The 22,391-nt window shown below is 71.4% G+C and carries 20 protein-coding genes and 1 pseudogene; 17 read left to right on the top strand and 4 right to left on the bottom strand.

What is annotated here, in order from left to right; genetic code table 11:
• The first annotated feature begins 168 nt into the window (after positions 1–168).
• From IPK24_10755 to sucD, 3 genes are all read left to right on the top strand, one after another.
• A complete protein-coding gene (locus tag IPK24_10755) occupies positions 169–567 on the top strand; it encodes a cobalamin B12-binding domain-containing protein (GenBank protein ID MBK8076030.1) in 399 nt (132 codons plus the stop codon).
• Between the two features lie 218 nt (positions 568–785).
• Positions 786–1,976, top strand: coding sequence for an ADP-forming succinate--CoA ligase subunit beta (gene sucC / locus IPK24_10760; GenBank protein MBK8076031.1), 1,191 nt, complete (start codon positions 786–788; stop codon positions 1,974–1,976).
• A 2-nt stretch (positions 1,977–1,978) separates the two neighbouring features.
• Positions 1,979–2,869: a succinate--CoA ligase subunit alpha gene (sucD, locus tag IPK24_10765; protein MBK8076032.1), complete on the top strand. Its 891-nt coding sequence runs from the start codon at positions 1,979–1,981 to the stop codon at positions 2,867–2,869.
• A 143-nt stretch (positions 2,870–3,012) separates the two neighbouring features.
• Here sucD and IPK24_10770 read toward each other — a convergent pair whose 3' ends face one another.
• Positions 3,013–3,606 carry a DJ-1/PfpI family protein gene (locus IPK24_10770; GenBank protein MBK8076033.1) on the bottom strand — a complete coding sequence of 198 codons (594 nt, stop codon included), beginning with the start codon at positions 3,604–3,606 and terminating at the stop codon, positions 3,013–3,015.
• A 102-nt stretch (positions 3,607–3,708) separates the two neighbouring features.
• Between IPK24_10770 and IPK24_10775 the strand changes: the two genes are divergently transcribed.
• Positions 3,709–4,650, top strand: a complete 942-nt coding sequence (locus IPK24_10775) for a helix-turn-helix domain-containing protein (GenBank protein MBK8076034.1) — start codon at positions 3,709–3,711, stop codon at positions 4,648–4,650.
• A gap of 6 nt (positions 4,651–4,656) precedes the next feature.
• Here IPK24_10775 and IPK24_10780 read toward each other — a convergent pair whose 3' ends face one another.
• Positions 4,657–4,980 carry a hypothetical protein gene (locus IPK24_10780; protein ID MBK8076035.1) on the bottom strand — a complete coding sequence of 108 codons (324 nt, stop codon included), beginning with the start codon at positions 4,978–4,980 and terminating at the stop codon, positions 4,657–4,659.
• Between the two features lies 1 nt (position 4,981).
• On the opposite strand from IPK24_10780, the gene IPK24_10785 reads away from it, so the two are divergent.
• The 5 genes from IPK24_10785 (at position 4,982) to IPK24_10805 (ending at position 9,580) form a co-directional block, all read left to right on the top strand.
• Positions 4,982–5,428, top strand: coding sequence for a hypothetical protein (locus tag IPK24_10785; protein ID MBK8076036.1), 447 nt, complete (start codon positions 4,982–4,984; stop codon positions 5,426–5,428).
• Positions 5,425–6,765: a hypothetical protein gene (locus IPK24_10790; GenBank protein ID MBK8076037.1), complete on the top strand. Its 1,341-nt coding sequence runs from the start codon at positions 5,425–5,427 to the stop codon at positions 6,763–6,765. The genes IPK24_10785 and IPK24_10790 overlap by 4 nt, the downstream gene beginning before the upstream one ends.
• Positions 6,747–7,382, top strand: coding sequence for a phosphoribosylglycinamide formyltransferase (locus tag IPK24_10795; protein MBK8076038.1), 636 nt, complete (start codon positions 6,747–6,749; stop codon positions 7,380–7,382). The genes IPK24_10790 and IPK24_10795 overlap by 19 nt, the downstream gene beginning before the upstream one ends.
• Positions 7,383–7,440: 58 nt before the next feature.
• On the top strand, positions 7,441–9,048 hold the full coding sequence (purH, locus tag IPK24_10800) for a bifunctional phosphoribosylaminoimidazolecarboxamide formyltransferase/IMP cyclohydrolase (protein ID MBK8076039.1): 1,608 nt from the start codon (positions 7,441–7,443) through the stop codon (positions 9,046–9,048).
• A gap of 259 nt (positions 9,049–9,307) precedes the next feature.
• Positions 9,308–9,580, top strand: a complete 273-nt coding sequence (locus tag IPK24_10805) for a DUF3017 domain-containing protein (GenBank protein ID MBK8076040.1) — start codon at positions 9,308–9,310, stop codon at positions 9,578–9,580.
• Between the two features lies 1 nt (position 9,581).
• Here the strand turns inward: IPK24_10805 and IPK24_10810 are convergent, their stop codons facing one another.
• Positions 9,582–10,820 carry a hypothetical protein gene (locus IPK24_10810; protein MBK8076041.1) on the bottom strand — a complete coding sequence of 413 codons (1,239 nt, stop codon included), beginning with the start codon at positions 10,818–10,820 and terminating at the stop codon, positions 9,582–9,584.
• Positions 10,817–11,416, bottom strand: coding sequence for a SigE family RNA polymerase sigma factor (locus tag IPK24_10815; protein ID MBK8076042.1), 600 nt, complete (start codon positions 11,414–11,416; stop codon positions 10,817–10,819). The genes IPK24_10810 and IPK24_10815 overlap by 4 nt, the downstream gene beginning before the upstream one ends.
• Positions 11,417–11,734: 318 nt before the next feature.
• Between IPK24_10815 and IPK24_10820 the strand changes: the two genes are divergently transcribed.
• The 8 genes and pseudogenes from IPK24_10820 to IPK24_10855 all read left to right on the top strand — a co-directional run bounded on the left by IPK24_10820 (position 11,735) and on the right by IPK24_10855 (position 22,213).
• Positions 11,735–12,952 (top strand): toxic anion resistance protein, encoded by a 1,218-nt coding sequence (locus IPK24_10820; GenBank protein MBK8076043.1) that lies wholly within the window; start codon positions 11,735–11,737, stop codon positions 12,950–12,952.
• A gap of 45 nt (positions 12,953–12,997) precedes the next feature.
• Positions 12,998–13,558: a hypothetical protein gene (locus tag IPK24_10825; protein MBK8076044.1), complete on the top strand. Its 561-nt coding sequence runs from the start codon at positions 12,998–13,000 to the stop codon at positions 13,556–13,558.
• Positions 13,559–13,671: 113 nt separating this feature from the next.
• Positions 13,672–15,147, top strand: a complete 1,476-nt coding sequence (locus IPK24_10830; protein ID MBK8076045.1) for an AAA family ATPase — start codon at positions 13,672–13,674, stop codon at positions 15,145–15,147.
• Positions 15,144–16,454 carry a hypothetical protein gene (locus IPK24_10835; GenBank protein ID MBK8076046.1) on the top strand — a complete coding sequence of 437 codons (1,311 nt, stop codon included), beginning with the start codon at positions 15,144–15,146 and terminating at the stop codon, positions 16,452–16,454. Before IPK24_10830 ends, IPK24_10835 begins: the two co-directional genes overlap by 4 nt.
• Positions 16,451–17,404 carry a glutamate ABC transporter substrate-binding protein gene (locus tag IPK24_10840; protein MBK8076047.1) on the top strand — a complete coding sequence of 318 codons (954 nt, stop codon included), beginning with the start codon at positions 16,451–16,453 and terminating at the stop codon, positions 17,402–17,404. The genes IPK24_10835 and IPK24_10840 overlap by 4 nt, the downstream gene beginning before the upstream one ends.
• On the top strand, positions 17,401–18,663 hold the full coding sequence (locus IPK24_10845) for a hypothetical protein (protein MBK8076048.1): 1,263 nt from the start codon (positions 17,401–17,403) through the stop codon (positions 18,661–18,663). Before IPK24_10840 ends, IPK24_10845 begins: the two co-directional genes overlap by 4 nt.
• Positions 18,664–18,671: 8 nt before the next feature.
• On the top strand, positions 18,672–20,921 hold the full coding sequence (locus IPK24_10850; protein ID MBK8076049.1) for a protein kinase: 2,250 nt from the start codon (positions 18,672–18,674) through the stop codon (positions 20,919–20,921).
• Positions 20,918–22,213: pseudogene (locus tag IPK24_10855) on the top strand (protein phosphatase 2C domain-containing protein). The gene IPK24_10850 and the pseudogene IPK24_10855 overlap by 4 nt, the downstream one beginning before the upstream one ends.
• Positions 22,214–22,391 lie beyond the last annotated feature (178 nt).

The following is a 22,391-nucleotide window of genomic DNA, read 5'->3' on the forward strand; positions in this document are numbered from 1 at the left end:
TCGTGTGGCCACGGTGCCTCCTGACCCGAGGGTAACCCGGCGGGTGCCCGCATGGGATGAGTCCGGGGAGTGGTTGTGGGCTGTGCCACCCAAGGTCCGTGGTCGTGCGGGGCACACGCGTTCTAGGCTCGCCGCAGGATCGAAGCTCGAGCCCCCTGGAGGAGCGTTATGGCCCCGCTGCGGATCGTTGTCGCCAAGCCTGGCCTGGACGGGCACGACCGGGGGGCGAAGGTCGTCGCCCGCGCCCTGCGCGACGCCGGCATGGAGGTCGTCTACACCGGTCTCCACCAGTCACCCGAGCAGATCGTGCAGACCGCCATCCAGGAGGACGCGGACGCGGTCGGCCTGTCGGTGCTCTCCGGCGCCCACCTGACACTGTTCGCCCGGGTGCTGGACCTGCTGAAGGCCAAGGATGCCGCCGACATCGTGGTCTTCGGTGGCGGCATCATCCCGGACGCCGACGTGACCGAGTTGGAGCGGATCGGCGTCCGCAAGGTGTTCACGCCCGGCGCCCCGATGCACGAGATCGTCGATTGGGTGCGCGCCAACGTCGGGGTCCCGGCCTGAGGCGGTCATCGACCCTGGTGCACCGCCCGGCGCGTGGTTTGCGTCAACGTGACGCGAGGCACGCGCCGACGCATTCCTGCCGAGCACGGCCCGACTAGGCTGGCGCGCGCGCCCCGAGTCGCGTCGTCCCGCCGTCCGGAAATCTCTGACGGTGAGCCGGACGGCCGGCCAGGGCGCACTCGCGACTGTTCGGCAACCAACGACGGTGAGGACGCAGAGTGGATCTGTTCGAATACCAGGCGCGCGACATGTTCGCCGCCCATGGCGTGCCGGTACTGGATGCCGTCGTCGCCACCACCCCGGAAGAGGCCCGCGCGGCCGCCGAGCAGCTCGGTGGCGGCACAGTGGTCGTCAAGGCCCAGGTCAAGACAGGCGGTCGTGGCAAGGCGGGCGGCGTCAAGCTCGCCCACAACCCTGACGAGGCCGCGGCCCGTGCCGGCGAGATCCTGGGCATGGACATCAAGGGCCACACGGTGCATCGGGTGATGATCGCCCAAGGGGCCAAGATCGCCGAGGAGTACTACTTCTCGGTGCTGCTCGATCGGGCCAACCGCACCTACCTGGCGATGTGCTCGCGTGAGGGCGGCATGGACATCGAGACCCTCGCGGTCGAGCGTCCCGACGCCCTGGCCAAGGTGCCTGTCGACGCGATCACGGGCATCGACGACGCCAAGGCCGCCGAGATCGTCGCCAAGGCGGGCTTCGAGGGTGACCTCGCGGCGTCCATCGCCCCGGTGATCGTCAAGCTGTGGGGAGTCTTCGTCGGCGAGGACGCCACGCTGGTCGAGGTCAACCCGCTGGTCAAGACCGAGGACGGCGCGATCATCGCGCTCGACGGCAAGGTCTCGCTCGATGCCAACGCGGACTTCCGTCACCCCGACCACGAGCAGTACCACGACCACGGCGCGGCCGACCCGTTCGAGGCGAGGGCCAAGGCGAAGGGTCTCAACTACGTCAAGCTGGACGGCGAGGTCGGCGTGATCGGCAACGGCGCCGGCCTGGTGATGTCCACCCTGGACGTCGTTGCGTACGCCGGTGAGGAGTACGGCGTCAAGCCGGCGAACTTCCTCGACCTCGGGGGCGGCTCCAGTGCCCAGGTGATGGCCGACGGGCTCGAGCTGATCCTTTCCGACCCGCAGGTCAAGAGCGTGTTCGTCAACGTGTTCGGCGGCATCACCTCGTGTGACACGGTGGCGGACGGCATCGTGCAGGCCTTCGAGCTGCTCGCCTCGCACGGCTCGGCGGTCACCCACCCGCTGGTGCTGCGGTTGGACGGCAACAACGCCGACGTGGCGCGGCAGATCCTCGACGGGGCGAACCTGCCCAACGTGGAGCTCTTGGACACGATGGACGGCGCCGCGCACCGCGCCGCCGAACTGGCCTCGATCGAGATCAGCAAGGGAGCCTGACCGTGGCGATTTTTCTCGACAGCAACAGCCGGGTGATCGTCCAGGGGATGACCGGCTCCGAGGGGCGCAAGCACACCCAGCGGATGATCAACTTCGGCACCAAGGTCGTTGGTGGAGTAACCCCCGGCAAGGCCGGTCAGAGTGTGGAGTTCGACGACGGCGTGAAGGTGCCGGTGTTCGGGTCGGTGGCCGAGGCCGTCGAGGCCACCGGCGCGAACGTGAGCGTGATCTTCGTGCCCGCCAAGTTCACCAAGGCCGCCGTGCACGAGGCGGTCGACGCCAAGATCCCGCTCGGCGTGGTGATCACCGAGGGTGTCGCGGTGCACGACAGCGCCGAGTTCTTCCAGTACGCGCAGAACTCGGGTACCACGCGGCTGATCGGCCCGAACTGCCCCGGCATCATCTCGCCCGGGCAGTCCAACGCCGGCATCATCCCGGCCAACATCACCAAGCGTGGCCCGATCGGCCTGGTCAGCAAGTCCGGCACGCTGACCTATCAGATGATGTACGAGCTGCGGGACATCGGCTTCACCACCGGTGTCGGTATCGGTGGTGACCCGGTCATCGGGACGACGCACATCGACTGCCTGGCGGCATTCGAGGCCGACCCCGACACCAAGGCCATCGTGATGATCGGCGAGATCGGCGGTGACGCCGAAGAGCGCGCCGCCGACTACATCAAGGCCCACATCACCAAGCCGGTGGTGGGCTACGTGGCCGGGTTCACCGCTCCCGAGGGCAAGACCATGGGCCACGCCGGCGCCATCGTGTCGGGTTCCTCGGGTACGGCCCAGGCCAAGAAGGAGGCCCTCGAGGCGGTCGGGGTCAAGGTCGGCAAGACGCCGTCCGAGACTGCGGTGCTGATGCGCGAGATCATCACCTCGCTCGGCTGAGCCCGCACCAACCCGCTCCAGCACCAAACCCGCTCATGCTCCGCAGCGGTGGATCTCAGGGGGTGAAATGCCCTGAAATGTCCACTCGCTGCGGAGCATGAGCCGTTTGCTGCGGAGCATGAGCGGGTTGGGAGGGTGTGGCTTCAGGGCAGGTAGTGCTCGGGTGGGGGTAGTTCGTACTGCAGGGCGCGGGTGGCGGCCGCGGTGGCCTGGGGTCCGTAGTAGCGGCCGAGCAGGTGGATGGCGACGTCGAGGCTGCACGCCGGGGCGCCGCCGGTGACGATGTCGCCGTCGTCCACGACGCGGGCCCGGACCACCTGGGCGCCGGCGGCCGACAACTCCTCGACAGCCCGGGGATTCGTGGTGGCGCGGCGTCCGGCCAGGATGCCGGACGCCGCCAGCAGCAGGGCGCCGGTGCACACCGAGGCGATCACGGTGCCGCGGGCGTGGCGTTCGGCCAGCGCCTGGGGTAACTCGCCTCGCACGGCCTGCCCCCAGGCGCCTTCGGCCGAGCGATCGAGCCAGCCACCGCCGGGCACGATCAGCACGTCCGGCCGCTGCGACAGCGCTGCCTGAGAACGGATCACCGCCCCGTGATCGGCCCGGACCTCGCGGGCGCCGTCGAGCGTCACCAACCGCACGGTCAGGTCCTCGATCAGGCTCGCGGCGCCGGACAACACCTCCCAGGCGCCGAGTGCGTCGAGTTCGTCGAATCCATCGAAGAGAACGATCTCCATGTCCATACCCAGCAGCATTGCCCGCCCTCGGTCTTGTCGACGAGTGGCTGGATCGACGTCATTCGATGGATTACTGCCACATCTCGAGCTAGCTTGAGCTCCATGGTGCACCGGGTTGTGGGGCTGCTGACCGGCGAGGTGGTGACCTTCGATCTGGCGATCGCCGACCAAGTGTTCGGCGAGACACCCGGCTACTCGTGGACCGTCTGCACCGACGTCCCCGGAATGCTGCCGACCGAGACCGGACTGCAACTGCGGGTCGACCGTGGCCTGGGCGCGCTGCGCTCGGCCGACACGATCGTCGTCCCCGGCCTCGGCCGGAGCGGTTGGCCGGTGCCCGAACCGGAGCTCGCGGCGCTGCGCCGGGCGGCGGCGCGCGGCGTCCGGCTGGTGTCGATCTGTACCGGTGCCTTCGTGCTGGCCGCGGCGGGGGTGCTCGACGGCCGTCGGGCCACCACGCATTGGCGATATGCAGCGCGGCTGCAGCGTGAGTTCCCGCTGGTCGAGGTCGACCCCGACGTGCTCTTCGTGGACGACGGACAGGTGCTCACCTCGGCAGGTTTGGCCGCCGGGCTCGACCTGTGCCTGCACGTCGTGCGTCGCGATCGGGGGGCAGCGGCGGCCACGGCGCTGGCTCGTCACCTGGTGGTGGCCCCGCACCGGGCCGGCGGCCAGGCCCAGTTCATCGAACGACCGGTACCCGATGAGCCGGACGCCGGGCTGGCGGCCACGCGGGAGTGGGTGCTGCAGCGGCTGGCCGAGCCCTGGAGCGTCGAGCGGTTGGCCCGGCACGCTCGGTGTAGCTCGCGGACCTTCGCTCGGCGGTTCCGGGCAGAGACCGGGACGACGCCGGCCCAGTGGCTGATCGGGCAACGGGTCGCCGAGGCGCAGCGATTGCTGGAGCTGACGGACCTACCCGTCGAGCAGGTGGCCGACCGGGTGGGATTCGGTGCCGGGGTGACACTGCGCCAGCACTTCGTCAGGGCGCTCGGGGTCTCACCGACGGCCTACCGCACGACCTTTCGCGGCACGGCCGGACGATGAGCAGCCTCAGGGGAGGTACTGCTCGGCGAGGTAGGTCACCCAGCCGCGGTCCTTGCCGTCGTGCTTCAACCACACATGGGTCTTGGTGCCCGAGGCCTTCGCTCGGGCGAAACCGTCGAGGAGCCGGGCGGCGTCCGCGGGTTGCGGTGGGTCGGTCTGCCCGATCATCGGGCCGAGGAAGATCGGGGTCCCGGGCGCCAGGGTGAAGGTGTAGATCCGGGGCGACTGGTTGGCGATGGCGTACTCGGCGGGCTCGAGGTCGGGGTGCTTCTTGTAGTAGTCGGCTGCCTTGGCGCCGACGTAGAAGGTGAGCCGGTCAACGGTGATCACGATGGCATCGCCGGTGGAGCGCTTGACCGACTTCAGCTCCGACAACTCCAGGGCCTTGTCATCCCACGGCTTCTCGACCAGTGTCGCCGGCTCGGCGGGCGGCGGCGACGCCGACGGTGACGGGCTGCGGGTCACCGATCCGGACGGCGAGACCGAGGCGGGTGCGGCCGAGGCCGAGGTGGTGGAGGCGCCCGCGGCCGCGGCCACCGTGCGCGGTGCCGGCGGTCGCACCACCGTCATGACGCCCCCGGCGAGCACGCCGGAGGCCACCGCCCCCGCCAGCCAAAACCCGATCGTGCGCCGGCTGGGACCCGTCGAGGCGCCGGGAGAGGTCGATCCACCGCCTGAGTTCACGGTGCGCATCCTGCCGGACGCCGTGGGCTGTGTCCCGCTCGTCGGCGCGTCGCGCGCAGCCGGGGCTGCCGCCCGGGTGAGCATGAACGGATGAACCCCGCCCGCACCACCGCACCGCCCGCCACCGGCTCGGCCACCCCCGGCCTGTCGGTGGCGGGGGTCGCGGTGCTGCCGATGGCCCCGGTGGCCGGGGCGTTGGCCGCCGCGCAGGCCGCGGCGGCGTCGTTGGCCGTCGTCCTGGTGCCGGTGGTGCTCACCTGGGTGGCCAGTGGGGGCGGTTCGGCATCCTGGGTCGAGGTGGTGCAGGTCGGTACGGCGCTGTGGCTGCTGGCCCAGCACACCGGTCTGGCCGTGACCGGTGGGCATCTCGGTCTGGTTCCACTCGGCACCGCGGTGGTGCCGCTACTGGCCTGCTCGTACGCCGGGATGCGGCTCGCCCGCAGCCTGGACCCCAAGGCCGACAAGATCGCTGCCGGGGCCAGCCGGGCACGGCCCTCAGCGGCCCCCCGCAGCGCACTGATCACCATGGCGCTGACCCACGGCGCCCTCGGGGCATTGGCAGCCACGGTGTCGGTGACCGACCTGGCCCGTCCGATCCTGTGGCAGGCCACGCTCGCCACGACCCTCGTCGCGGCTGCGGGGGGCGCTCTGGGCAGTCTCGGATACGCCCACGGGGGCACGTTGCGGGCCGGTCTGGCCGCGCTCGCCGATGCCCTGCCCGACCACGCCCGGCGCTATCTGACGCCGATCGGCGCCACGGTGGCCCTCCAGCTCCTCGCCGGCCTGGTCGCGGTCGGGGTGGCACTGGTCCTGGGCGCCGGTCGGGTGGCCGACCTGTACGGAGCTCTCGGCGGTGGTGTGTTCGGCGCGGTCATGGTGACCCTGCTGCAGCTGCTGTTGCTGCCCAACCTGGCCATCTGGGCGGCCAGCGCGCTGGCCGGGCCGGGGTTCGCCGTCGGCGTCGGCACCGAGGTGTCCCCGCTGACCAGCACGTTGGGGCCGCTGCCCGCGGTCCCGGCGCTGGGCGCTCTGCCGGACCCCGGGCCGATGCCCGGATTCGCGGTCGCGGTGGTGGTGTGCGGCGTGTTGGCCGGTGCCGTCGGGGGGCTGTTCCTGTGGCGCGAGGGTGAGCTGGAGCGGCGCTCACCGCTGCTGGATGGTCTGCAGGACCTCGTGCTGCTCGCGTTCGGCAGCGGCGTGGTGTTCGGCGTCCTCGCCTGGCTCAGCGGGGGACCGGCCGGACCGGGTCGGATGAGCCAGGTCGGCCCCACGCCCTGGCTGGTGGCCGGGGTCTTCGCGATCGAGGTGATGATCGGGGCAGCGGTGATGCTGGTGATCGGGCAGCTGGCACCGCGACTGGTCAGTGGGTTGGCCAGTGGCCTGGCCGGTGCGTTGCCCGGCCGCCGGGGTGGATATCGTCGGGACTCGTGAGCCGTCCCGCGCGCGTCGTCGTCCTGGTCTCCGGATCGGGAACCCTGTTGCAGGCCCTGCTGGACGACGCCTGTGCTGCGGGGGAGTCCGCGCCGTTCGGCGTCGCGGCGGTGATCAGCGATCGGGACGACGCCTACGGCCTGCAGCGGGCACGGGACGCGGGGGTGCCCACGGCCGTGGTGCGTCCGGGCGACTTCCCCGACCGGGCGACCTGGGACCTGGCGGTGGCCAAGGCGGTCGAGGTGTTCACCCCCGATCTGGTGGTGTTGGCCGGTTTCATGCGGCTGCTGGGTGAGGCCTACCTGAGCCGGTTCGCCGATCGCACCATCAACTCACATCCGGCCCTGTTGCCCGCCTTCCCGGGGGCACATGCCGTCCGCGACGCGCTGGCGTACGGCGTCACGGTGACCGGCACCAGCGTGATCCTGCTGGACGCCGGGGTGGACTCCGGGCCGGTGGTTGCCCAGCGCGCCGTCGAGGTGCTGCCCGGGGACGACGAGGCGAGCCTGCACGAGCGGATCAAGGTGGTCGAGCGGGAGTTGCTGGTCGAGGTCGTGCGTCGCATGACCGGTGTCGGGTGGAGCGTCGAGGGCAGGAGCGTGCGGTTCGGTGAATGAGCATTCGGTGAGTGAGGTCTCGGTGTCTGGTGCGGTGTCGGGCGACCTGTCCGGCGACCTGTCCGGTGACAAGGTCGTGATCCGACGGGCGTTGCTGTCGGTCTACGACAAGACCGGGCTGGAGGACCTCGCCCTCGCGCTGCACGCCGCCGGGGTGGCGCTGGTCTCGACCGGCTCGACGGCTGCCCGGATCGCTGCGGCCGGGGTGCCGGTGACGGCGGTCGAGGCGCTGACCGGGTTCCCGGAATGTCTGGACGGGCGAGTCAAGACGCTGCACCCGACGGTGCACGCGGGCATTCTCGCCGACCGCCGGCTGCCCACGCACGTGGCCCAGTTGGCCGAGCTCGGGGTCGAGCCGTTCGACCTGGTGGTCAGCAACCTCTACCCGTTCCGGGCCACCGTGGCCTCGGGGGCCGGCGTCGACGAGTGCGTCGAGCAGATCGACATCGGCGGCCCGTCGATGGTGCGCGCCGCGGCCAAGAATCACCCGAGTGTCGCCGTGGTCACCGACCCGGGTGACTACCCGCTGGTGATCGAGGCGTTGGCGGACGGCGGGTTCGACCTGGCCACCCGGCGCCGGCTCGCAGCGCGGGCCTTCGCACACACGGCGTCCTACGACACCGCCGTGGCGCAGTGGACGGCGACACACCTGGCCGGTGAGTCCGTCGCGGACGGCGCCTGGCCGGCGTATGCCGGGGTGGCGTTGGAGCGCGCGGCGGTATTGCGCTACGGCGAGAACCCGCACCAGGCCGCCGCACTGTACGTCGACCAGGCGGTCTCGCCCGGAAGTCCCACGGCCGCACCGGGTATCGCGCAGGCGACGCAGCTGCACGGCAAGGAGATGTCGTACAACAACTACGTGGACGCCGACGCGGCGCTGCGGGCGGCCTACGATTTCGAGGCGCCGGCGGTGGCGATCATCAAGCATGCCAATCCGTGTGGCCTCGCCGTGGCCTCACCCGGGGTGGCCGACCCGATCGCCGATGCGCACGCCAAAGCCCATGAGTGCGACCCGGTCTCGGCATACGGCGGCGTCGTCGCGGCGAACCGTCCGGTCTCGATCGGCATGGCCACGCGGCTGGCGGAGATCTTCACCGAGGTGGTCATCGCCCCCGGGTTCGAGCCCGAGGCCCTGAACCTGCTGTCGCAGAAGAAGAACGTGCGGTTGCTCGAGCTGGCGGACGGGTACGTCCGGGACGCGGTCGAGCTGCGTCAGGTGTCCGGCGGCATGCTGGTGCAGGTCAGTGACCGGCTCGATGCGGCCGGCGACGACCCGTCGAGCTGGAGCCTGGCCGCGGGTGAACCGGCGGACGACGCGACCCTGGCCGAGTTGGCCTTCGCCTGGCGGGCGGTACGCGCGGCCAAGTCGAACGCGATCCTGCTGGCCCGGGACGGCGCCACGGTCGGTATCGGCATGGGCCAGGTGAACCGGGTCGACTCCTGCCGGTTGGCCGTCTCCCGGGCCGGTGAGGACCGCGCCCGCGGAGCGGTGGCTGCCTCCGATGCCTTCTTCCCGTTCGCCGACGGCCTGCAGGTGCTGCTGGACGCCGGGGTGCGCGCCGTCGTCCAGCCGGGTGGGTCGGTGCGTGACGCGGAGGTCATCGCGGCAGCCCAGGCGGCCGGGGTCACGATGTACCTGACCGGGGCGCGGCACTTCGCCCACTGACGACGACGGCTGGGTCGCGGCAGATTCCGATTCGCGGATTGTGTGCGGCAAGAGTGGTGCCATACGCCGACTTCGACCGCACAGAAATCCTGGATTCGGGGGTCCGTGTCGCGATGCACACCTGGGAGAACGCGGTGACCCGGCACGCGGGTCTACCGCCCCTCCGGGCCGTCTCGCGGGCGGTCCGGTTCGCCGTGTCGGCGACCTCACGCCCAAATGGCAGGATCGTGGCAGCGAACCATGTCGAACGGGAGTTCCAGTGATCCAGTGGGAGGTGCCGCCGACCCGGCGGTTCGCGTTCGTGCTGGTCCTGAGCGTGATGCTGATCTCGGTGCTCACCGCGGGACTGGGTCACGTGCGCCTCGGTGGCTACCTGTTGGCCCTGGCCATGGCCATGGCCGCGACCATGCGCGCGATGCTGCCCGAGAAGTACTGCCTGGGTCTGCTGGTGCGCACTCGGACCTTCGACGTGGTCACCGCCGCCACCTTCGCCGTGGCCCTGGTGGCGGCCACGGCTGTGCTACCCGCCTGAGTCAGGACGGTGGCGTCCAGGTATCGAACGTCACCTGGCTGCACCTGCTGTCCGTGACGGTGCACTGCACGGTGCCACCGGATACGAGCCGATTGCGCACTGTGGTGGCGTCCTGCCAAGCCCATCGGTCTGCGAGCTGCTGCCCCTTCGGCACCAGCCGGTCACCACGTCGTCCGGTGGCCACCTCGATGGGGATCACCCCGTCGAGCAACCAGCCTCCGCCAGGGCCGATCGCGACGTCCTGTAGCTCGGCCGCCGTGCCACACAGCACCGGATCCGACGTGGTCAGGTCGGTCACGTCGAGGACGGCGAAGCAGGCCCGACCCGGGGCAGTCTGGGTGATCGCCGATGGGTGCGTGGTGGTGATCAGGACGGCCGTGCCGTCCTCGGCGATGATGCTCGGCCACTGTGCGGCCGTCCCCCCGATGGCCGGCAGGGGGACGAAGCGGCGTGGTCCCTCGGGGCGCCAGATCGTCACGCCCCTCGGTGACCGGTTCATCGAGATCGAGATCAACCCCGCCGGTCCCCACAGCTGGCCATCCGCCACCGGCACCTCGGTCGGCGGCTCGTGCAGTGTCACCGACCCGGTCACCAGCTCGAGGACGCCGTATCGCACCTGGTCGGGCCGAGCGGTGCGCGGGATGAGGGTGAAGTAGGCCGATCCGCCGTCGGCGGAGACGGCATTGAGCGCCACAACTTCCGCATGCTGGGGTGCGAACGCCGTCTGCAACGGGCCGGCACTGGAGAGCAGCAGCAGGAGGGTGCGCTCGTCCGGCGTTCCCGGGCGGATGAAACCGACCATCAGCAGGCCGTGCGGGGTGACATGCATGCTCGACACCGTTTCCAGGCCCTCGGGTGCCTCGACGGAGCGACCGCGCAGGGTCAGTTGCGGCGGTGATCCGCTCAGGACCCACATTCCCGGATCGTCGCTGAGCCGGGGCAGGGTCGCGAGCCAGCCGGTGACCGGACTCGGGCTGGTGGCGGGAGCCGGCAGCATCGGCTCGGGCGTCGTCCGGGTGGTCCCCGGCCCCGATGCGAAGACGGCCACGGCGACAGCCGTTGCCAGGGCGGTGGCGGTCAGGGCCGATGCGGCGCCGATGATCCGCCGCCGCAGGCGGCGACGGCGTGCGTTCCCGAGGATCTGCCGGGCCGCTCGGTCGGGGTCGACGCGATCCAGCCCGGGCATCCGTTCAGCGGTTTCTGCCAGTGAAGCGGGCAGCCGGTCCTCGAAGCTGATCATCGGGTGCCTCCCGTCCTGGCGGTGGGGCCGGCATCGGGCTCGGTCACGAGTTCGCGCAGTCGGGCGACGCCGCGAGAGGTGTGAGCCCGCACGGTGCCGACGCTGCAGCCCATGACTTGCGCTGTGGCGGTTTCGGTCAGGTCCTCGAAGTACCGGAGGACGACGGCGGCGCGTTGACGCGGGGGCAGCCGGCGCAGCGCCTGGATGAGTTCGTCCCGAACCTCGACCGTTGCTGACGGGTCGGTGGCGCCGAGCGTCGCAGGGGGCTCGGGCAAGGTGGCGCTGGGCCGCTCGGCACGCCATGCCCGTCGCCACCATGACGTGGCCTGACGTGTCAGCGCGGTACGCGCATAGGCGCTCAAGGCGCCCCGGTCGCGTACCTCGTCGAGTCGGTCCCACCGCAGGTAGAGGCGCGCCAACACCGTCTGCACCAGGTCTTCGGCCAACCCGGCATCACTGGTCAGCAGATACCCCATGCGCACCAGCCGCGGGTAGCTCGCGCGGACGAAGGCGGTGAACTCCTCATCGGCGCGCTGCCGCGGATCTCCGGCGCGTGGCAGGGGATCCGCGACCTCCGGCGACGTGTGGTCGACCATGCCCTGAGGACGCGGCAGGTGGTCCATATCGATGAGTCTGGAGGAGGACGCCTCGACTGACGCTCATTCGAGGGCACTGACCCTGCGGCAGGTCAGTGTCCCCCCGGCACACCGACAGCACAGTGACCTCAGCCGAGCACCGTGGCCGGGCCGATGAACGATCTTCCCTGGGATTGCCCTGATTCTCCCCTGACCAGCGCAGCGCTCGGTGGGGGAACCGCGTAGATTGACGACGCGTCACCACTGCACCATGTGCACCCTGCCTACCGGCCACCTCGGGGACGACGTGTGGCCCGGACATTCCCGAGGAGAGGCCCGATGACCGAGCCGACGCCCCTTGCCCCGCCCGCCGAGGCCACGCTCACGCTCACCGCGCCCGAGCCGCCCAAGGCCGTCGCGACGACCCAGGCGCCGAAGATCGCCCCGCAGGTCGAGGCGGCCGCGGTGCCCGGTCTGGACGCCAAGGTGGAGGCCTACCTCGACGCCTTGCTGAAGGAGGCGCCCAACTCGCCGAACTTCACCGCCAAGGCCAACGACGTGCGCACCATGGGCGACGCCGACATCCGCCGCGCGGCAGAGACGTCGAACACCCTGCTCAAGTCGCCGGTCAAGGCGCTGCAGGAGGGCGGTCTGAGCGAGGGGTCGAAGATCGGCAAGACGCTGATCGAGCTGCGCCGCACCGTCGAGGATCTCGACCCGGCCGGGGCCAAGGGCAGTCGCAAGCTGTTCGGCATCCTGCCCATGGGCGACAAGATCGAGGACTACTTCCGTAAGTACCAGAGCGCGCAGAGCCACCTCGATGCGATCTTGAACGCGCTGTACTCCGGCCAGGACGAGCTGCGCAAGGACAACGCCGCCCTGAACGCCGAGAAGAAGAACCTGTGGGACACCATGGGCCGGCTCAACCAGTACGTCTACATCGCCGAGCGGCTCGACGCCCGGCTGGCCGCCGGCATCAGCGAGCTGCAGGTCAGCGACCCCGAACAGGCCAAGGCGCTGCAGCAGGACGTGCTCTTCTACGTCCGCCAGAAGCACCAGGACCTGCTCACCCAGCTCGCGGTCTCGATCCAGAACTACCTGGCGATCGACATTGTGATCAAGAACAACATCGAGCTGATCAAGGGCGTTGACCGGGCCTCGACCACCACCGTCTCGGCGCTGCGCACCGCGGTCATCGTGGCCCAGGCCCTCGGTAACCAGAAGCTGGTGCTCGACCAGATCACGGCGCTGAACAGCACCACCTCCGACATGATCCAGCGCACCAGCGAGATGCTGCGCGACAACTCGGTGCAGATCCAGGAACAGGCCGCCTCGGCCACCATCGGCCTGCCCCAGCTGCAGGCGGCGTTCCAGAACATCTACGCCACCATGGACGCCATCGACACGTTCAAGGTGCAGGCGCTGGACACCATGGCGACCACGATCGGCACGCTCGAGACCGAGGTCACCAAGTCGCGCGACTACCTCGAGCGGGTCAAGAAGCGGGACGAGCGGATCGCCGCCGGATCGCTCGACATCGGGGACGCGCGACGCTGACCTGTCGGCACACGAGGACATGACGGACGAAGGGACGGCACTGGGGTGTCTGTGAAGGACTGGTGGGGAGGGCTGTTCGGCCGTCCCCGCGAGGCCGCGCGCGCCGCCGAGGGAGCGGCGCCGATCGACATCCCGCGGGTGCCCACGGGCGATGAGTTGTTGACCCAGCTGACAGCGCTCGAGGCCGACATCGCCGAGAAGGCCCGCACCGAGCGGATCTCCGGAGTGGTGGCGGTGCGGGTGCACGACATCTGCAGCACCGCGCGCGACATCATTCCCCGGCTGAACCAGCTCGGTGGTGGCACCCGGGACGCGCACTCGGTGATGTCGACGGTGACCAGTTACCTGCCCGAGGCGCTGGGCACCTACCTACGCCTGCCCCGCACCTACGCCGACACCCGGCCCGTCGCCGGGGGCAAGACCTCGCTGATGGTGCTGGTCGACCAGCTCGACCTGTTGTCGCTGACCATGGACAAGATCCTGGACGCCGCGACGCGCCGCGACGTGCAGGCCCTGGTGGCGCACGGGCAGTTCCTGGCGGACAAGTTCGGTCACTCCGCGGACGGCGGCACGCTCGATCTCGGCCTGGCCGGAGGGTCGTCGTGAGCGCAGCGGGCGCGGACCTGGCGAAGGCCCTGGCCTCCCTGGTCGGGGTCGGCGTGGGCGCCGGGCTGAACGCGGACGACGTGCGCGCCGAGGGTGCCTCGCTCGCCGCCACCCTGGCCGAGTCGGCAATCGGTGCGCCGGCCGCCTGGGCCGCTGCGCTCGGGGACGGCGCGGACACCACGGCCTTCTTCGATGCCGCCAGTCGGGCTCGCCGCTATCGCACGTCCCCGACCGCGGGCCTGCTCGCCCTGATCGCCGCCGATTCGGCGCAGGCGAAGGCCTACGCCGAGGCCCTGGTCGAGCTGACCACGGCGGCGTGCACCCTGGGCGAGTCCAACCTGCAGGTGGTGCTCAACGCATCGACGTCCGCGGCCGCCCAGTTGCGGGCGGTCACCCCGGGCGCCTCATCGCCCGGTCCGGCGGCGCCGCCGGCCGCGACGCCGGGGGAGGGCACCAGGTTGCCGGTCGACCCCCGCCTGCTGGACCAACTGCGGATCACCCACGGCATCACGCTGCCACCCGGCGTCCAGGGCACGCAGACCCCCGGCACCTCGCCGGACGGAACAGTGCCAGAGGGACCAGTGCCGGAGGGGACAGTGCCGGGCACGGCAGGCGGAGCCCCCGCGGCCACCCAGCCCGCGCCGTCCGACCCCGCGGCGCCCGAGGCCGCCCCCGAGCCGCCGCCGAAGACCCTCGAGGAACTGCTCGCCGAACTCGACGACCTCACCGGCCTGGCCGCGGTCAAGACCGAGATCCACCGGCAGACCGCGGTACTGCGGGTCGAGAAGCTGCGTGCTGAGGCCGGCATGGCCAAGGCCACCATCACCCGGCACCTGGTGTTCGTGGGCAACCCGGGCACCGGCAAGACCACGGTGGCGCGGCTGGTGTCCGGCATCTACCGAGCTCTCGGCCTCCTGAGCAAGGGCCAGTTGATCGAGGTCGATCGATCCGAGCTGGTGGCCGGCTACCTCGGCCAGACCGCGATCAAGACCGCCGAGATCGTCGCCAAGGCCATCGGCGGGGTGCTGTTCATCGACGAGGCCTACAGCCTGGCCGGTGACCAGTACGGCCAGGAGGCCATCGACACCCTGGTCAAGGAGATGGAGGACCACCGCGACGACCTGGTCGTCGTGGTCGCCGGGTATCCGGGACCGATGGCCGACTTCATCGACACCAACCCGGGGCTGGCGAGCCGGTTCCGCACCATCTTGACCTTCGCCGACTACACCGACGACGAGTTGGTCGACATCTTCGGACAGATGGCCGTCAAGGCCGACTACACCGCCGGCCCGGCCGTGCTCGCTGCCTTCCGGGCGATGCTGGCCGGCGTGGTGCACGACGAGTCCTTCGGCAACGGCCGCTACGCGCGCAACGTGCTCGAGGCCGCCATCGGACGGCACGCCTGGCGGCTACGGGACGTTGAGCAGCCGACCATCGAGCAACTGCGCGAGCTGGCTCCGCACGACCTGGTCGACCCGCCGGCCGACGTGCCCGCGGGGGAGCCGGGGGAACCCGTGGTGAGCGCGCCGGTCGACACCGGCGATCCCGTCGGCCAGGATGCCAACGCTGCAGGAGGTGAGCGTCCGTGAGTACCGCCCCACCGATCGGCGTCCCGGTCGGGTTGCCCGCCCCGGTGCCGGGCACGGCCGTCGACCCGACCGCGCCCGCCCGCCCGGCGCCGTCCGGACGCCGCGAGGCAGCCGCCCGGGCGCTGTCCGGAACCCCCGGGCGGATGCGGATCGCGGCAGCGCTCGCCGTCCTGGGTGCGTTGATCTTCGGATTGCTGGGCGGCTCGGCCTTCCAGGCGTGGGGCAGCGCCCTGGACGACGCCCGCACCAACGCCGCCCAGTTGGTGCGGATCCAGACCATTCAGAACGACCTGGTCAAGGCCGACGCCACCGCAGCCACCAACTACCTGACCGGTGGCAGCAAGACCGTGCCGAACCAGGCGCTGTACGACCAGGCCATCACCGAGGCCTCACGCCGCCTCGCGCAACCCTCGCCCTCGGCGGACACGGCCGCGCTCGAGCAGGTGGTCGAAGGGCTGACCCGCTACACCGCCCTGGTGGCGCAGGCGCAGGTGAACAACCGATTCGGCCTGCAGGTGGGGGCGGCCTATCAGCGCCAGGCGGGCGAGGTGCTGCGCAGCCAGATCGTGCCGGCACTGGAGCAGGTCTCGGCGGCCGACCAGCGCCGGGTGTCGGCGGCCTACGACGCGGCGAACGGCGCCACGGTGCGCCTGATCGCCTCGGCCGTGGTGGCGCTGGTCCTGCTGCTCGGGACGCAGCTGTGGTTGGCTCGGCGCACCCACCGAGTGATCAACCTGCCGCTGGCCGTGGCCACCCTGGCCGTGCTGGCGGCCACGCTCGGTGGATGGGCGGCGCTGAACAATGCCGCCGGAGTCGCCCGGACCGTGGCGTCGGGCAGCTATGCCAGCGCGGTGAGTATGGCGTCGGCCCGCACCGCGGCCTTCGACGCCAAGGCTCAGGAGGCCTTCGGGCTGATCGCCCGGGGCAACGCCAAGGCCGCCGAGGACATCGCCGTCAAGCGCATCGCCACGGCGGAGGCGAACCTGAAGGCCGGCAAGGCTGCCGATGAGTCGACCCTGAACTTCACCGCCTGGGTGAAGGCCCACGGTGCGGTGCGTGCTGCGGACGACAAGGGTTCCTGGGTGGCGGCGCGTGACCTGGCGCTCACCACCTCCACCGAGGTGTTCAACGCGTTCGACCAGGCCTCCAAATCGGAGTTGGACGGCCACGCCGCCACCGTCGAGGGCGAGCTGGGCAGCGCGCGAACCTCCTTGATCATCATGGGTTGGCTCGTGTTGGCCTGCGGGTTGGTCGCGGCCGGGGCGGCCTATACCGGGTTCTCGCAGCGGTTGGGGGAGTACCGATGAGCCGGTCTCTGCTCGCGCGCAGCGCAGGGCTGGTGGCGGCCGGGCTGGCCCTGGCCGGGCTGGCCGGGTGTGTCACGGCACCCCCCACGCCGGCTGCGGCGCCGTCCTCGGCTGCCGCCTCACCGGCGGCGCCGGCCGCGCCCGTGGTGTGCGCCAATGCCACGCAGTCCTACACCCCGGCCGCCTCCAGCGCCTACGCCAACGTGATCAAGGCGCGGGGCTACCTGGTGGTCGGGGTCTCGGCCGACACCCGTCAGCTCGGCGCCGTCGACCCGAACAATCCCGACGTCTTCGCGGGCTTCGACATCGAGATGGCCAAGCTGGTGGCCGCCAAGCTCGGCGTGAACGTGCGGTTCAAGGTGATCACCACGGCCGACCGGATCAATCAGTTGAAGAAGGAGGTTGCCGACGGCGGGGTCGACCTGGTTGCGCGGGCCTTCACCATGAACTGCGCCCGGTGGAGGGACGTCTCGTTCTCGGCGGTGTACTTCCTGGCGCATCAGGGGTTGATGGTGCCCGCGCGCTCGACGCTGACCTCGTTGGCCGCGCTGCCGGGCAAGACCGTCTGTGCCCCCGTGGGTTCCACCAGCCTGGACAACATCAAGGCCAAGGTGCCGTCCGTGAAGACCCGGGGCGTGGCCAACCACACCGACTGCCTGGTGCTACTGCAACAGGGCAAGGTCGATGCGATCACCGGGGACGACGCCATCCTCGCCGGGTTCAAGGCCCAGGACCCGACCACGATCGTGGTCGACGGCATCGAGCTCAGCAACGAGCCCTACGGTCTCGGCGTGAACGCCAAGTACAAGGACTTCGCCGCCTACGTCAACCAGGTGCTCGCCGAGGCCCGCACCAGCGGGGCGTGGCAGAAGGCGTACGACGCCTATCTGAAGAGTTCGCTGGGAGCCGGCGTCCAACCCGAGCCGAGTTACGGGCGGCCGCTGTCGTGACCAGCCCGTCGTCCCGTTCGGGCGCCTCCGGTGCCTCGCGTGGGCTCGCCATCGCACCGACCCCGCCCGGCAAGCTCGGCGAGGCCGCCGACCCGGCTGCCCTGCTGGCCTACCTGCGCGAGTTGCGCGACTGGGTGGCCCAGCGCAAGCGGGAGTTGGACGGCATCGACGCCGCGGCCCAGCGCTCGGCCGACCCCGACGACTACACCGGCGACGTCACACTCTCGATGGCGCTGTGGCAGTCGGTCAGCGATCGCTGCCTCAGCTTGGACACGTTGTGGGACTCCGGGCGGGCCACGGCGATCACCCGCGAGCAGATGTCGCAGGTGATCTGGGGGCGACTGGCCAGTGGTGGGGCGACGGGTGGGCTGACGCTCAGCGTGGTCGAGGCCTGTCGGCTCTCGGACGCACTGGCCGCTCAGCTACGGGCCCGGCTGTCGTTCGACCCGCGAGCCAGTGACGCCGCCGTCCGGGTGGCCTCACTCCGGGCGAGCGTCGAGCGGTTGCGTGAACTCGTCAAACAAGAACCCACCTGGTCGGCGCAGGTCGATCTGCTGTCGAACCGGGTGGACGACGTCGCGGTGCGCGCCGCTCGGGGCGGCGACATCGACGGGGTGCTGCACACGCTCGAGGTCGACTCCGCCCGGGCCGAGCGCGACCTGGTGGTCACCACCGCGACCAAGCTGAAGGAGGCCCGCTCGGCCGATGCCCGGGCCGCCGCGCTGTCCGCCGATCGCACCCGAGCCGCCAGCGAGGTCGCGGCGCTCGAACACCGCCGCACCCGGCTGCTCGCCCTGGTCGAGCGCTGCGTCGCCGAGATCACCCCGGCGCCGCGCTACGCCGTCCCCGACGTGGCGGCGCTCGGACCGGTACCGGCCGAACGGGACGCCCTCGATGCCTATACCCGACGCCTCGACACCGTGGTGCGTGCCATGGACCTGCTCGAGGATGCCTACGGTGACCCACTGAGCGAGCGGGAGGAGCTGATCGGGCTGCTCACCGGCTATCGCACCATGGTCGCGCGGCTCGCCCGAGGCAACGACCCGGCCGTGAGCCGGGCGCTCGCGCAGGCCGAGCAGACGCTCGCCGCGACACCGTGCGACGTGGCGGCAGCGCGACTGGCCGTGACCACGTTCCGCGAACTGGTCCGCACGCCCGCGCCGGTCGCCTCCGGCGTGGCGGTCGCGGCGGCCGCCGCGAGCGCATCCCAGACACAGATCGGACCACCGGATCCAGCGGCAACGGGGGCGACGGCATGACACCGGCGATGACGGTTCCCAACGGCGCGGCCTGCACCCAGCCCGGTTGCGGCGGCACCATCCAGGACGGGTACTGCGACATCTGTGGCACCCCCGCCGGAGCCCCGGTGATCGCGGCGCCCGCGGCCGGCGGCACCGGCACGGCCGGCGGTGCGGCGGCGGGGTCCGCCTCCACGGCCAGCAAGATCACCTCCTCGAACCGGTTGGAGAGCATCCCGATCGGTTCCGCCCGCGCCGGTGGCAGCCGGGTGACGCGCACCGTCGGCACCGGCTCGACCCGATTGCGGGGGGTGCGCCTCGGTGCGGGCCTGACCATGGTGCCGCCGGTGCCGGCGATCGACCCCCAGGCCGCGATCATGAAGGATCCGATGGTCCCCGAGGACCGTCGGTTCTGCCCCAGCTGCGGTTCGGCGGTCGGTCGCTCGCGCGACGGGCAGCCCGGACGGACCCAGGGGTTCTGCGCCCAGTGTCGTAACCCGTTCTCGTTCACCCCGAAGCTGCAGCCCGGCGACCTGGTGGGCGGGCAGTACAAGGTGGTGGGTTGCCTGGCCCACGGCGGCCTGGGCTGGATCTACCTGGCGCGCGACGTCGTCCTCGCCTCGCGGTGGGTGGTGCTCAAGGGCCTGCTCAACTCCGGGGACGCCGACGCCTACGCCGCCGCGGTCGCCGAACGCGAGTTCCTGGCCAAGGTCGAACACCCGCTCATCGTCGAGATCTTCAACTTCGCCCAGCACGAGGGCGCCGGCTACATCGTCATGGAGTACGTCGGCGGCACCTCGCTGAAAGACCTTCTCAAGCAACGGATGCAGCGCGCCGGACGCTACGACCCGATCCCGGTCGACCAGGCGATCGCGTACGTCCTCGAGATCCTGCCGGCGTTCAGCTACCTGCACGATCTCGGCCTGCTCTACTGCGACTTCAAGCCCGACAACATCATTCAGGTCGGCGACGCGGTCAAGCTGATCGACATGGGCGGCGTCCGGCGGATCGACGACCTGGAGTCGGCGATCTACGGCACCGTCGGCTACCAGGCCCCCGAGGTGCCCACCATCGGCCCCTCGATCAGCTCGGACATCTACACCATCGGCCGCACCCTGGCGGTGCTGGTCATGGAGTTCCGTGGCTACCAGTCGACCTACGCCACCTCGCTGCCCCCGGTGGCCGAGGTGCCACTGTTCCAGCGCTACGACTCGCTCTACCGGTTGCTGGCCAAGGCCTGCGCGCCCGATCCGAACGACCGCTTCCAGTCGGCGGACGAACTGCGGGTGCAGCTGCTCGGGGTGCTGCGCGAGATCGTGGCCCTCGACCGACCGGATTCCGGGGTGGCGCAGCACTCCACGGCCTCGGTGCTGTTCGAGGTGCCCGTGGTCTCGGGTGACACCCTGGAGTGGTCCGAGTTGCCGGTGCTGAAGGTCGATGCCTCCGACCCCAAGGCCGCCTGGCTCGCCGGGTTGTCGGTGACCGAGCCGACCGCCCGCTGGACCGAGCTGGCCAAGCAGGTCGCTCCGACCGTCGAGGTGCGCCTGGCGATGATCCGGGCCGCGCTCGAGGCCGGGCGGCACGACCTGGCGGACGGCGTGGTGCAAGAGACGCTGAAGGCCGACGCCTGGGAATGGCGTGCGGTCTGGATGAACGGTCTGAGCGCCCTCGATGCCGGCAACCCCTCGGCCGCCCGGGCGGCGTTCAACGCCGTCTACGGCCAGATCCCGGGTGAGCTGGCGCCCAAGCTCGCCCTGGCCCTGTCGTGTGAACTCAGCGGTGAGGGCGAGGTTGCCGAGGCGCTCTACCTGACCTGTGCCCGCACCGACGCCAACTACACCGCGCCGTCGGCCTTCGGCCTGGCCCGGATCCGGCTCGGCCGAGGCGATGTGGACGGCGCCGTGGCCGCTCTCGACCTGGTGCCCTCGACCAGCCGGGCCTTCGTCGAGGCACGGCGGCAGCGCGCCGGTCTGCTGGCGGGCTCGGGGCGTGGTCTGCCCGGGTTGGCCGAGGCCCTGGACAGCGTGGCCTCGGTGACCATCGAGCCGCTCGACCGGGCTCGGCTGGAGGTCAACGTGCTGGGCGCTGCGCTGGACGAGGTGGTGAAAAACGGCCCGCAGGAAGCGATCTCGGTGGGCGGCCACCCCGCGCGGGAGGCCTCGCTGCGGGACGCCGTCGAGGCGGCCTACCGTCGGCTGGCGGCGATGGAAGGCGATACGGACGAACGGGTCCGGCTCGTCGATGCGGCCAACGGCGTGCGGCGGTGGACGCTGCGATGACCCCCACCGAGGGCGAGTCCCCGGCGTCGGTGCCCTGCTCACGCTGCGGCGAACTGCTCGCGGCCGATGCCAAGTTCTGCGAGGCGTGCGGTGCCGACAACCCGTTCGCCCCCGCCGCCGCGGTGCCGTCCGTGCCCGCCGCGCCGTCTGTGCCGTCTGGACCCACGGCGCCGTCCGTGCCGGCCCCCGCGACGGCGACGCCCGAGCCGACGGTGGCCCCGGTGCCGGGCGGCTCGGTGCACGACGGCACCCTGCTGGACGACCTCACCGTCGCCGCGACCGACCGGGCACGGCACCCCGTCCCACCGACCGAGGCGATCCAGATCGCCGACGCCGACCTCACGCTCACGCCGCCGGTCTGTGCTGCGTGCAGCGGCACGGTGGCGCCCGACGGGTACTGCGAGCAGTGCGGCACCGCGGCACCGCGGTTGCGTGACCACTGGCGCGATCAGCCGGCCGCCTGGCTGGCCGCGGTCTGTGACCGCGGCGTCCGGCACACCCGCAACGAGGACGCCATGGCCGTCGCGGCGGCCCTGGTTCCCGGCAGTCTGGGCGCCCTGGTGGTCTGCGACGGGGTCTCGATGGCCACCGACTCCGATCGGGCCAGCCTGGCCGCCGCCCGCGCGGCGCGCGACGCCCTGGTCGAGGGACTGACCGCGCGCTCGGACGCCGCCCTGCCCGGAGGGCGCACCGGGGCCCAGATCGCCCGCGCCGGGGAGTTCACCCAGCGGCTCATCGCCGCCGGAGCTGCCGCTCAGGCGCAGGCCGCAGCCGCGGCCTCGGCCGTGGCGGCCAGCGCGAACCCGCCGTCCTGCACCTTCGTGGCGGCCCTGATCGAACGCTCGCCCGGCGACGCCCCCGGATTGGCGGTCGTCGGCTGGGTCGGCGACAGCAGGGCCTATTGGATCCCCGACGACGGCCCCGCGCTGCAGCTGAGCGTCGACGACTCCTGGGCCGCCGAGGCGATGGCTCAGGGCGTACCGCGGGCCGAGGCCGAGACCATGCCGCAGGCGCACGCGATCACCCGCTGGCTCGGGTTGGACGCGCCGGACCCGGTGCCGCGCACCGCCGTCCAGGCCCTCGACGGCCCGGGCTGGTTGCTGGTGTGCTCGGACGGGCTGTGGAACTACGCCTCCGAGGCCAGTGCGCTGGCCGACCTGGTGCACACCACGATCGCTGCCCGGGCCGGCGATGGTGCCCCCGCCGATGACCCGGCCCCGCTGGCCGAGGAACTCGTCGCCTGGGCGATCGCGCAGGGTGGCCACGACAACATCACCGCTGCGCTGGCGCGGCACGACCCGAACGCGCCGACCGAGGTGGTGCCCGCGCCGGCACCCCTGTACCCGTTGGTCGACCGCTCGGCGCCGGCCGCCGTCCCTGCGCCGGACGACGCGGCGCCATCGGTCGACCCGGCCGCCACGCTGGCCGAGCCGGCTCAGGTGCCACCACCGGCCTGGGGCACGCTCACAC

The sequence above is a fragment of the Kineosporiaceae bacterium genome (assembly GCA_016713225.1).
Taxonomy (GTDB): domain Bacteria; phylum Actinomycetota; class Actinomycetes; order Actinomycetales; family Kineosporiaceae; genus JADJPO01.